Consider the following 11,285-nt stretch of genomic DNA (forward strand, 5'->3'; position numbering starts at 1 on the left):
GCCACCCCACCAGCCGGAGCCCGAAGCGGCGTCGGAGCCGCAGTCGCGGTTGTCGTAGCTGGCCCCGATGTCCCCGGCGGGCCCGACCGGCGTGAAACCCACCCCCGCGTGCCGGCCGCCCGCTCCGCCGCGACGCCGGCCACGCCGGGCGCCGCGCAGCACCGCCACGCCGAACACCGCCAGCAGGCCCCCGCTCAGGACGATCGCCAGGAGGGCGGCGCGTCCCTCGCGCATCCCGATCCCGCCGGCGACCACCCCGGCCGTTCCGGCCGCCACCATGACCGCGCCGACGCGTGCCTTCCGCCTGTCCATGCCCGGCACCGTAGAGAGGCCGGGCAAGGGCCGCTCGTCCGCCGGTAACGGATGGGACGCGTTGCCGGTTGCGCAAAGTTACCGGCGGGTACCTGTGTCGCGCGTCGCGTCTCCGGGCGGTGGGCGTGACGACAGGTGCCACCAGGGGGCAGGATGGCGCTAGAGACCTATCCCACACAGAACCGAGGGAACGCCTGTGGCTACGGAACGCAAGCGCCCGGTGATCACCGCTGGTCTGCCGAGCCAGCTTCCGGACATCGACCCTGAAGAGACCAGCGAATGGGTCGAGTCGCTCGACGGTGTCATCGACGAGCGCGGGACAAAGCGCGCCCGCTACGTCATGCTGCGCCTGCTGGAGCGGGCCCGCGAGCGCCAGGTCGGGGTGCCGTCGCTGACCACCACCGACTACATCAACACCATCCCGCCGGAGCACGAGCCGTGGTTCCCGGGTGACGAGCACGTGGAACGGCGGATCCGGGCGTACGTCCGGTGGAACGCGGCCATGCTGGTGCACCGGGCGCAGCGCCCCGAGATCGGCGTCGGTGGGCACATCTCCACCTTCGCCAGCTCGGCCTCGCTCTACGAGGTGGGCTTCAACCACTTCTTCCGGGGCAAGAACCACCCGGGCGGCGGCGACCACATCTTCTACCAGGGCCACGCCTCGCCCGGCATGTACGCGCGGGCGTTCCTGGAGGGGCGGCTGACCGAGCACCAGCTCGACGGGTTCCGCCAGGAGCTGTCGCACCCGGGCGGCGGCCTGCCGTCGTACCCGCACCCGCGGCTCATGCCGGACTTCTGGGAGTTCCCCACGGTCTCGATGGGCCTGGGCGGGCTGAACGCGATCTACCAGGCGCGGTTCAACCGCTACCTGCACCACCGGGGCATCAAGGACACCTCGGACCAGCACGTGTGGGCCTACCTGGGCGACGGCGAGATGGACGAGCCGGAGACGCTCGGCGCGATCGGCGTGGCCGCCCGCGAGGAGCTGGACAACCTCACCTTCGTGATCAACTGCAACCTCCAGCGGCTCGACGGGCCGGTGCGCGGCAACGGCAAGGTCATGCAGGAGCTGGAGGCGTTCTTCCGGGGCGCCGGCTGGAACGTCATCAAGGTGGTCTGGGGCCGGGAGTGGGACCCGCTGCTCGCCGCGGACACCGACGGCGCGCTGGTCAACCTGATGAACACCACGCCCGACGGTGACTACCAGACCTACAAGGCGGAGTCCGGGGCGTACGTCCGGGAGCACTTCTTCGGCCGCGACCAGCGGACCCGCAAGATGGTCGAGGACCTCAGCGACGACGAGATCTGGAACCTCAAGCGGGGCGGGCACGACTACCGCAAGCTCTACGCGGCCTACAAGGCGGCGATGGAGCACACCGGTCAGCCGACCGTCATCCTGGCCAAGACGATCAAGGGCTGGACGCTGGGCTCGCACTTCGAGGGCCGCAACGCCACCCACCAGATGAAGAAGCTGACGCTGGAGGACCTCAAGACCTTCCGCGACCGGCTCTACCTGGACATCCCGGACAAGGCGCTGGAGGACAACCCCTACCTGCCGCCGTACTACACGCCGGGCGAGAAGTCCGACGAGATCGCGTACCTCAAGGAGCGGCGCCAGCAGCTCGGCGGCTACCTGCCGTCGCGGCGCTCGGGCCAGAAGCGGCTGGCCATCCCCGGCCCGGAGCGCTTCGCCGACGTCAAGCGCGGCTCGGGCAAGCAGAAGGTGGCCACCACGATGGCCTTCGTCCGCCTGCTCAAGGACGTGATGAAGGACAAGGAGTTCGGCAAGCGCTGGGTGCCGATCATCCCGGACGAGGCCCGCACCTTCGGCATGGACTCGCTCTTCCCGACGCAGAAGATCTACTCGCCGCACGGCCAGCGCTACACCTCGGTCGACCGGGAGCTGTTCCTGTCGTACAAGGAGTCCACCGGCGGGCAGATCCTGCACGAGGGGATCAACGAGGCCGGCTCGGTCGCCTCGTTCACGGCGGCGGGCTCGGCGTACGCCACGCACGACGAGCCGATGATCCCGATGTACATCTTCTACTCGATGTTCGGGTTCCAGCGCACCGCCGACGGGCTGTGGGCCGCCGCCGACCAGATGGCCCGGGGCTTCCTGCTCGGCGCCACCGCCGGCCGGACCACGCTCAACGGCGAGGGTCTCCAGCACGAGGACGGCCACTCGCTGCTGATCGCCGCCACCAACCCGGCGGTGGTCGCGTACGACCCGGCGTTCGCGTTCGAGATCGCGCACATCGTGGAGAACGGCCTGCACCGGATGTACGGCGAGGCGCAGGAGAACGTCTTCTACTACCTGACGATCTACAACGAGCCGATCCTCCAGCCTGCGGAGCCGGAGGGCGTGGACGTGGAGGGGCTACTCAAGGGCATCTACCGCTACTCCCCCGCCCCGTCGGTGGGCGACGACGCGCCGAAGGCCAACGTGCTCGCCTCGGGCACGGGCATGCAGTGGGCGATCAAGGCGCAGCAGCTGCTGGCCCAGGACTGGGGCGTGGCCGCCGACGTCTGGTCGGTGACCTCCTGGACGGAGCTGCGCCGCGACGCGGTGCAGTGCGAGGAGCACAACCTGCTCAACCCGGGCGCGGAGCAGCGGGTGCCGTACATCCAGCAGAAGCTGGCCGACGCCGAAGGCCCGAAGGTCGCGGTCAGCGACTGGATGCGCGCGGTGCCGGACCTGATCGCCCGCTGGGTGCCCGGCGACTACACCTCGCTCGGCACGGACGGGTTCGGCATGTCCGACACCCGGCACGCCCTGCGCCGGCACTTCCACGTCGACGCCGAGTCGGTGGTGGTCGCGACGCTGCGGCAGCTCGCCCTGCGCGGCGCGGTACCGGCCAGCGTGCCGGCCGAGGCGGCCAAGAAGTACGCCATCGAGGACGTGAACGCGGCCCCGGTCGGCGAGACCGGCGGCGACAGCTAGGACGTACGAGACGAGGGCCCGGCGCTTCCCGCGCCGGGCCCTTCGTCGTCCGCCGACGAGCGAACCGGCGGTGGTCCGGAGTCCCTGGCGGGGACACCGGGCCACCGCCGTCGCGGGTGGCGCCAGGACGTGCCCGGCTCAGCCGACGGCGGCCAGATCGGTCAGCCGGGCGAGCGAGTCCTCCAGGTCGGCGCCGACCCTGCGCAGGCCGAGGCGGAGCAGGGCGGCCTTGACCGGACCGGCCGGCCAGCGTACGACGATGAGCCGCACGATCGTCCCGCCCTCCTCCTCGTCCACGGTGAGCTGGACGTAGATCTCGGTGCGCGCCTCCGCCCGGGCACCGGCGCCCTTGGCGCGTTCGCGCCAGCCGATCAGGGTCGGCGCCTGATAGGCGATCACCTCGGCCTCATGCGCGGCGCCACGTCCGGCCTGGACGAGTTGTCGGCGCCCGAAGCCCTCTCCCGAGAGCACCTCGGCCGCACGGACCCCCGCCAGCCAGGCCGGCAACTGCTCGGCCCGCTGCACGACGTCCCAGACCGCTTCCACTGGCGCCATCACGTGCGCACTGCGTTCCACGAGGATCATTTCCGTCTTTCCTCCAGTGAGGACATCCCACGATATCGGCACTCTATGCGCAAATTCGGACGTATACGGACGGGTTCGGAAAAGACGCGCCGAAAACTCTTGCGCTGCGGCGACGTACGACCTATGGCGCAACGGCCGGCCGCCCCCTAGAGTCCCGAACACGATTCACGTACGACGGGAGGGCGCATGTCGACCGCAGCGATGCCCGAGTTCCCCGCCGGATTCCGCTGGGGAGTGTCCACCTCCGCCTACCAGATCGAGGGCGGCGTCGACGAGAACGGGCGGGGAGCGTCCATCTGGGACACCTTCGCCCACACCCCCGGCCGGATCGCCGACGGCAGCACCGGCGACGTGGCCTGCGACCACTACCACCGGCACGCCGAGGACGTCGCGCTGCTCGCCGGGCTGGGCGTCTCGGCGTACCGCTTCTCGATCGCCTGGCCCCGCGTGCGGCCCACCGGCGACGGCCCGGTCGACACGCGCGGGCTGGACTTCTACGACCGGCTCGTCGACGACCTGCTCGCCCACGGCGTCGACCCGGTCGCCACGCTCTTCCACTGGGACCTGCCGCAGGCCCTCGAGGACGCGGGCGGCTGGCTGAACCGGGACACCGCCCACCGCTTCGCCGAGTACGCCGATGCGACCGCCGCCCGCCTCGGCGACCGGGTGAAGCTCTGGATCACCCTCAACGAGCCCTTCATCCACATGAGCCTCGGCCACGGCACGGGCGAGCACGCCCCCGGCCGGACGCTGCTCTTCGACGCCTTCCCGGTGGCCCACCACCAGCTGCTCGCCCACGGCCTCGCCGTCGCCGCGCTGCGGGCGCGCACCGCGAGCCCGGTCGCCATCGCGAACAACTACTCGCCCGTGCGGCCGGCCGGGGACACCGACGCCGACCGGGCGGCCGTCGCGGCGTACGAGGCGCTGCACAACCGCCTCTTCACGGACCCGCTGTTCGGCCGGGGCTACCCCGCCGAGCTGGGCTTCGACACCGCCGTGGTGCGCGCCGGCGATCTCGACGTGATCGCCGCGCCGATCGACGTGCTGGGGGTCAACTACTACAACCCGACCGGCGTACGCGCCCCGCAGGAGGACTCGCCGCTGCCGTTCGAGTTCGTGCCGCTGGACGGATACCCGCGTACCGCCTTCGACTGGCCGGTCGCCCCCGACGGGCTGCGCGAGCTGCTCGGCTGGCTGCACCGCACGTACGCCGACGACCTGCCCCCGATCCAGGTCACCGAGAGCGGCTGCGCGTACGACGACGCGCCCGACGCCGACGGCCGGGTGCACGACCCGGAGCGCATCGCCTACCTCGACGGGCACCTGCGCGCGGTAGGCGCCGCGATGGCCGAGGGTGTAGACGTCACCGGCTACTTCGTCTGGTCGCTGCTGGACAACTGGGAGTGGGCGGAGGGCTTCACCAAGCGCTTCGGCCTCGTGCACGTCGACTTCGACACCCAGCTCCGTACGCCCAAGTCCTCGTACGCATGGTTCCGTGACCTGATCGCCCGGCCGTGACCACCGTCGACCCGACGCCCGCGTCGCTGCCGGCGGCGCTCGCCGAGCCGACCGCGCCGGTGCGGCGGGGCTGGATCGCGCTGATCTTCGCGGCCAACCTCGGGGTCTGGATGGCGTTCTTCACGCCGATCCAGGTGCTGCTGCCGCAGCAGCTGGAACAGATCGCCCCGGCCGACAAGGAGACGGCGCTGGCCGTGGTCACCGGCCTCGGCGCGCTCGCCGCCGTGCTCGCCAACCCCCTCGCCGGGGCGCTGTCGGACCGCACCTGCCTGCAGCTGGCCGGGCGGGAGTTCGGCCGGCGGCACGTCTGGACCGCCGGCGGCGCGCTGCTCGGCGCGGCGGCCCTGGTGCTGCTGGCGCAGCAACGCACCGTCGCCGGGGTCGCGCTCGGCTGGGTGGCCGCCCAGGTCTGCTTCAACGCGATGCTGGCCAGCCTGACCGCCGCCGTGCCGGACCGGGTGCCGGTCGCCCAGCGGGGCGGCGTCTCCGGCTGGGTCGGCATCCCCCAGGCGCTGGGGTTGGTGCTCGGGGTGGTGCTGGTCACCGCCGTGGTGAGCGGCACCGCCGCCGGCTACCTGGCGATGGCCGCGGCGGTGCTGCTGCTGGCCCTGCCGTTCGCGCTGCTCACCGCCGACGACCCGCTGCCCCGGGCGCACCGGCCGGCGCTGCGGTGGCGCGCCCTGCTCGCGTCGATGTGGATCTCGCCGCGCCGCCACCCCGACTTCGGCTGGGCCTGGATCACCCGTTTCCTGGTGCAGCTCGGCAACGCGCTCGGCACGCTCTACCTGCTCTACTTCCTCACCGACGAGGTACGCCACCCCGACCCCGAGGGCGGCCTGCTGGTGCTGATCCTGCTCTACACGGCCGGCCTGGCGGCCACCGCCGTGGTGGCCGGGCGGCTGTCGGACCGCTCCGGCAAGCGGAAGGTCTTCGTCATCACCGCCGGCGGGATCATCGCGGTCGCCGCGCTGCTGCTGGCCGTCGCGCCGGTCTGGCCGGTGGCCGTGGCCGCCGCGCTGCTGCTCGGCGCCGGCTACGGCGTCTACCTGTCGGTGGACGCCGCGCTCATCACCCAGGTGCTGCCCGCCGCGACCGACCGGGCCAAGGACCTGGGCGTCATCAACATCGCGAACTCCGCCCCGCAGGTGCTCGGCCCGGCGCTCTCCGCCCCGCTCGTGGTGCACCTCGGCGGCTACCCGGTGCTCTACGCGGTCACCGCGGCGGTCACCGTGCTGGGCAGCGTCCTGGTGCTGAAGATCCGCTCGGTGCCCTGAGCCGCACCCCTGGCGGAATCCGGTCGCGCGCCGCCGTAGGCTGGAGACGTGACGGTACGTGTGCGCTTCGCCCCCTCCCCGACCGGTATGTTCCACGTCGGCGGTGCCCGCTCGGCGCTGCAGAACTGGATCTACGCCAAGCAGCAGGGCGGGGTGTTCGTGCTCCGCATCGAGGACACCGACGCGGCCCGCAACAAGCCGGAGTGGACCGAGGGCATCCTCTCCGCGCTGGACTGGATCGGCATCGAGCGTGGCGGCTACGAGGGCCCGTACTTCCAGTCGGAGTACGCCGGCGAGCACCGGGCCGCCGCCGCGCGGCTGCACGCGTCCGGCCGCGCCTACCACTGCGACTGCACCCGCGAGGCCGTGCAGGCCCGCACCGGCTCGCAGTACCAGGGCTACGACGGCTTCTGCCGGGACCGGGGCCTGCCGGCCGGCGAGGGGCGCGCCCTGCGCTTCCGTACGCCCGACGAGGGCGAGACCGTGGTGGTCGACCTGATCCGTGGCGAGCCGACCTTCGAGAACAAGCTGATCGAGGACTTCGTCATCGCCCGGGGCGACGGCTCGCCGGTCTTCCTGCTCGCCAACGTGGTCGACGACATGACCATGGGCATCACCCACGTGATCCGGGCCGAGGAGCACCTGCCCAACACCCCGAAGCAGCAGCTGCTCTGGGAGGCGCTCGGGGTCAAGCCGCCGATCTGGGCGCACGTGCCGGTGGTGGTCAACGAGAAGCGGCAGAAGCTCTCCAAGCGCCGCGACAAGGTGGCCCTGGAGGCGTTCCGGGACGAGGGTTACCTGGCCGCCGCGATGCGCAACTACCTGATGCTGCTCGGCTGGGCGCCGTCGGGCGACCGGGAGATCGTCGAATGGTCGGTGATCGAGCAGGAGTACCGGCTGGAGGAGGTCAACCCCTCCCCGGCGTTCTTCGACGAGAAGAAGCTCCGCGCGTTCAACGGCGAGTACATCCGGGCGCTGCCCGTCGAGGAGTTCGTCGAGGCCTGCCGGCCGTGGCTGACGGGCACCGGCACCATCGCCCCGCCGCCGTGGCAGCCGGAGGAGTTCGACGCGGACGCCTTCGCGGCCGTGGCCCCGCTGGCGCAGACCCGGATCGCGCTGCTCAGCGAGATCGTGCCGAACGTCGACTTCCTCTTCCTCGCCGCGCCCCTGATCGACGAGGCCGCCTGGGCCAAGGCGATGAAGGAGGGCTCGGCGGAGCTGCTGGACGCCGCCACGGCGGCGTTCGAGGCGCTGGAGTCGTGGGACGCCGAGACGCTGAAGTCGACGTTGGAGGCGGTCGGCGCCGAGCGCGGGCTCAAGCTCGGCAAGGCCCAGGCGCCGGTCCGCGTCGCGGTCACCGGCCGTACCGTCGGACTGCCGCTGTTCGAGTCGCTGGAGGTGCTCGGCCGCGAGCGCACCCTGAGCCGGCTGCGCGCCGCCCGGGTCCGCCTGTTCTGAGCCGGGCCCGTTCCGACGGCCACGACCGCCCTGCCGGGACGGCCCACCCGCGCCGGAAGGCGGCCTGCGACGCCGTCGCCACGTCGGCCCGTCGCCACGTCGGTCCGCGACCGCCGGCTCCGGCTCGGGGTGGTACCTGACGGCGGCGTACCCACCCAGCGCCCGGACCCGTGGGTCCGGGCGCTGAGGCGTCCCGGGCTCGTGCCGGTCAGCGGCGGGCGGAGCGGCGACGCAGCAGCAGGCCGGCGGCGAGGGCGGCGAGGAGAAGCACGCCGCCGAGCGCCCACAGCCAGCCGCGCCCGGCCGCGTCGTCGCTCTCCTTCGCCGCGGGCACCGCGGACCCCGGCGTGCCCGCGCCCGTCGGACCGGGCGCGGCCGAGGTCGGCGCGGCGCCGGACGGAGGCGGTACGGCCGACGCCGGGGCGCTCGGGCCGGCGGTGCCCGCGCCGGTCGGCGACTCGGCGGGGGTGCCGGTGGTCAGGGTGAACCGCACCTCGCCGGAGACCGGGTGCCCGTCGCTGGACGCCAACTGATAGCCGACGATGTAGAGCCCCGCCCGGCCGGGCTTGAACGGGACGCTCACCCGCGAGCCGGAGAAGGCCGGCGCGCCGCCGAGCGCGGCCACGTTGTCCGGACCGGTCACTGTGATCTTCGTCGTATTCGGGTCCGCCTTCGCCAGGAAACGCAGCTCGATCCGGGACGGCGCCTCGGCCACCCGCGCGCCGTTGCGCGGATCGCTGCCGGTCAGCGAGTTGTGGGCGGCCGCCGGCGCGGCCGGCAACACCAACGACACACCGATCGCCACGCCGACCACCACTGGCCAGGTGAGCGCCACACGTGGGAACCTGCCCCCCATGAACCCCTCCGTAAAGGTACGATCCGCCCGCTGATCCACGGCTACCGTTCATTGGTCGGGCCGGGATCACAGATAGTTCCAATTACTGTTCCACGAGCTGCAACCGATCGACGTTCTGCGCAGTCTTGAGGGTGGCACCCTGCACGGGTTCGGTCACCCCCGTCAGCCAACCAACGCGTGACCTGCAGCAAGCCATCCATCGAACGGGGCGAGGAGGCGGCGATGGTCCGAACGATGCGGCGGCTGGTCGCGGTGTTGGCAGGCGGGCTCGCGGCGGCGGTCCTGTCGCTCGGTTTCGCCGGGACGGCGACGGCGGCGCCGAAGACCCCACCGGCCGGAGTGGAGATCACCGGGCATGGGCTGGCGGAACCGCTGCGGCTGCGCGCGGAGGCCCAGCCCGCGCACGTGGTGGCGGTCATCGACCAGGTCAACTTCCTCGGCCGTACGGGGCAGCCCAAGGGCCCGAAGGCGGCCGATCTCGGTCCGAAGTACACCGTCGTGGTGTTCGCCGGTGACGTGCCGAAGCAGACGTACGACCTCTACCCGAAGGCGGTCGGCGGGCCGCGCGTCTTCCGTCCGGCCAAGCAGCCGGACGCCCGCAAGACCGCCGCGGGCTGGTTCCTCGGCCGGCTCAGCATGTCGGAGACCCTCCGCACGGCGGGCGTGCCGCTGGAGCGGCAGTTCGACACCGTCAGCGGGGGCGTCGGCGGCGGCGAGCGGGTCATCCCGGAGGACGCCCTCAACCCGGCGAAGGACATCGACGAGGCGCTCGGCGAGTTGCAGCGGCTGCTGCTGCTCAACGTCGCGGTGGTGCTGGTCATCACGTCGGGGCTCGCCGGGATCGCGCTGCTGGTCCGCCGCCGCACCCGCTGAGCCCACACCCGCTGAGCCCGCGCCCGCCGGTCCCACCGTCACCCGGCGCCCCGCCGCACGACCCCGCCCCGGGCGGGGGTCAGACCTCCAGGACCACCTTGCCGCGGACGTGCCCCGCCTCCACCAGGCGCTGCGCGTCCGCCGCCTGGGCCAGCGGGAACGTCCGTTCGACGTGGACGGTCAACCGGCCGGCGTCCACCAGCCCGGCGAGCATGCCCAGGTCCACGGTCGACGGCTTGACGAACAGATAGCTGCCGCCCAGCCGGGTGACGTGCTCCGGGTCGGCCGTCGAGATCAGCCGCGCGGGACGGGTGATCAGCTCGGCCGACACGTCGAGCGCGTCGCCGCCGAACAGGTCGAGCACCACGTCCACCCCGTCGGGCGCGACCGCCCGGACCCGGTCGGCCAGCCCGTCGCCGTACGCGACCGGCTCGGCGCCCAGCGACCGGACGAAGTCGTGGTTGGCCGCGCCGGCCGTGCCGATCACGCGGTCGGCGCCGAACGCGCGGGCGATCTGCACCGCCAGGTGGCCCACCCCGCCGGACGCCCCGTGCACCAGCACCGTGTCGCCGGCGCCGGTGCGGGCCGACTGGAGCGCCTGGTACGCCGTGAGTCCCGCCAGGGGCAAGGCCGCCCGCCTCGGCCCAGGACGCCCGCACCGGCTTGGCCGCCAACGTCCGCTCGGGCGCCGGGACGAGTTCGGCGTACGTGCCGTACTGGACGTGGTCGCGTCGGACGTAGCCGACGACCTCGTCGCCGACGGCGAACCCGGTCACCGCCGGCCCGACCGCCTCGATCACCCCGGCCGCGTCCCAGCCGGGAACGAGCGGGAAGTGACCCGGGATCGCACCGGCCAGGTGCCCCTCGCGCACCTTCCAGTCGACCGGGTTCACCCCGGCCGCCCGCACCCGTACGAGCACCGTGTCCGGGCCGACCGGCGGGTCGGGCAGGTCCCGGACGGTCAGCAGGTCGGCCGGGCCGTACGTGTCGATCGCGATCGCCTTCACACCGGTCACGCTAGCCGCCGGGCGGCGCCGCCGTGGTCAGCACCAGCGGCGTGGCGGCCGCTCGCGGCGGGTGACGCGCTGCCGGGGGCGGACCGGGCCGTGCCGGTGCGCGCCGGCCCAGCCGGGCAGGTCGCTGCGGCAGCCCGGGAGCGCCGCCAACTCGGCCTCGCCGGCCGGAGCCGGTTCCGCGACGCGCTGCCGGGGCACCGTGACGTCGTCCTCGGGGCGCTCGGGCGCGCGGGTCGGGTGCTCCGGCGAGTGGGCCGGGAGCCCTCCGGGCAGCCGGCGGTGCTTTGCTGCCGCCTGCTGCTCGTGGTGGCCCGGCCGGCAGGGCTCGCCCTGGGCGCAGCCGTGCTCGGCCTCCCCGTGCGCCATCGGAGTCTCCTCACGCTCGCCCCGCCCGCCGGGGTCGCTCCGACGGGCCCTGTCACCGTACTGGCCGGCACCGACGCCCCACCCGA

The 11,285-nt window shown here is 73.1% G+C and carries 10 protein-coding genes and 1 pseudogene; 5 read left to right on the forward strand and 6 right to left on the reverse strand.

Annotated elements, in window-relative coordinates; genetic code table 11:
* Positions 1-312, reverse strand: a 312-nt coding sequence (locus tag F6X68_RS24730) for a hypothetical protein (RefSeq protein ID WP_151456529.1), incomplete at its 3' end; no start/stop codon positions are given.
* A gap of 196 nt (positions 313-508) precedes the next feature.
* Between F6X68_RS24730 and aceE the strand changes: the two genes are divergently transcribed.
* The gene (gene aceE / locus F6X68_RS24735; protein WP_151456530.1) at positions 509-3,253 is read left to right on the forward strand and encodes a pyruvate dehydrogenase (acetyl-transferring), homodimeric type; all 2,745 of its coding nucleotides are present in this window, start codon (positions 509-511) and stop codon (positions 3,251-3,253) included.
* 138 nt (positions 3,254-3,391) lie between these two features.
* Here aceE and F6X68_RS24740 read toward each other — a convergent pair whose 3' ends face one another.
* Entirely contained in the window at positions 3,392-3,838 is a 447-nt protein-coding gene (locus F6X68_RS24740; RefSeq protein WP_151456531.1) for an SRPBCC family protein, read from the reverse strand.
* Between the two features lie 186 nt (positions 3,839-4,024).
* On the opposite strand from F6X68_RS24740, the gene F6X68_RS24745 reads away from it, so the two are divergent.
* Genes F6X68_RS24745 through gltX form a run of 3 tightly spaced genes read left to right on the forward strand, consistent with a single transcriptional unit; the run spans position 4,025 to position 8,088 of the window.
* Positions 4,025-5,356, forward strand: coding sequence for a GH1 family beta-glucosidase (locus F6X68_RS24745; RefSeq protein ID WP_225852401.1), 1,332 nt, complete (start codon positions 4,025-4,027; stop codon positions 5,354-5,356).
* Positions 5,353-6,630: an MFS transporter gene (locus F6X68_RS24750; RefSeq protein WP_151456532.1), complete on the forward strand. Its 1,278-nt coding sequence runs from the start codon at positions 5,353-5,355 to the stop codon at positions 6,628-6,630. The genes F6X68_RS24745 and F6X68_RS24750 overlap by 4 nt, the downstream gene beginning before the upstream one ends.
* 48 nt (positions 6,631-6,678) lie before the next feature.
* A complete protein-coding gene (gene gltX / locus F6X68_RS24755) occupies positions 6,679-8,088 on the forward strand; it encodes a glutamate--tRNA ligase (RefSeq protein ID WP_151456533.1) in 1,410 nt (469 codons plus the stop codon).
* A 208-nt stretch (positions 8,089-8,296) separates the two neighbouring features.
* Here gltX and F6X68_RS24760 read toward each other — a convergent pair whose 3' ends face one another.
* A complete protein-coding gene (locus F6X68_RS24760; protein ID WP_151456534.1) occupies positions 8,297-8,944 on the reverse strand; it encodes a copper resistance CopC family protein in 648 nt (215 codons plus the stop codon).
* A gap of 222 nt (positions 8,945-9,166) precedes the next feature.
* On the opposite strand from F6X68_RS24760, the gene F6X68_RS24765 reads away from it, so the two are divergent.
* The gene (locus F6X68_RS24765) at positions 9,167-9,817 is read left to right on the forward strand and encodes a hypothetical protein (RefSeq protein ID WP_151456535.1); all 651 of its coding nucleotides are present in this window, start codon (positions 9,167-9,169) and stop codon (positions 9,815-9,817) included.
* Positions 9,818-9,896: 79 nt separating this feature from the next.
* Here the strand turns inward: F6X68_RS24765 and F6X68_RS34340 are convergent, their stop codons facing one another.
* From F6X68_RS34340 to F6X68_RS24775, 3 genes and pseudogenes are all read right to left on the reverse strand, one after another.
* On the reverse strand, positions 9,897-10,445 hold the full coding sequence (locus F6X68_RS34340) for an NADP-dependent oxidoreductase (RefSeq protein ID WP_225852402.1): 549 nt from the start codon (positions 10,443-10,445) through the stop codon (positions 9,897-9,899).
* A 169-nt stretch (positions 10,446-10,614) separates the two neighbouring features.
* A pseudogene (locus F6X68_RS34880) lies at positions 10,615-10,833 on the reverse strand (NADP-dependent oxidoreductase); the annotation flags it as partial.
* 27 nt (positions 10,834-10,860) lie between these two features.
* Positions 10,861-11,199, reverse strand: a complete 339-nt coding sequence (locus F6X68_RS24775) for a hypothetical protein (RefSeq protein WP_151456536.1) — start codon at positions 11,197-11,199, stop codon at positions 10,861-10,863.
* Between the last annotated feature and the right edge of the window lie 86 nt (positions 11,200-11,285).

It is taken from the genome of Micromonospora sp. AMSO12t, from assembly GCF_008806585.1.
Classification (GTDB): Bacteria; Actinomycetota; Actinomycetes; order Mycobacteriales; family Micromonosporaceae; genus Micromonospora; species Micromonospora reichwaldensis.

Coding starts and splice junctions, on each gene's coding strand:
- F6X68_RS24740 (WP_151456531.1), bottom strand. CDS start 3,838: ATGATCCTCGTGGAACGCAGTGCGCACGTGATGGCGCCAGTGGAAGCG.
- F6X68_RS24745 (WP_225852401.1), top strand. CDS start 4,025: ATGTCGACCGCAGCGATGCCCGAGTTCCCCGCCGGATTCCGCTGGGGA.
- F6X68_RS24760 (WP_151456534.1), bottom strand. CDS start 8,944: ATGGGGGGCAGGTTCCCACGTGTGGCGCTCACCTGGCCAGTGGTGGTC.
- F6X68_RS24765 (WP_151456535.1), top strand. CDS start 9,167: ATGGTCCGAACGATGCGGCGGCTGGTCGCGGTGTTGGCAGGCGGGCTC.
- F6X68_RS24775 (WP_151456536.1), bottom strand. CDS start 11,199: ATGGCGCACGGGGAGGCCGAGCACGGCTGCGCCCAGGGCGAGCCCTGC.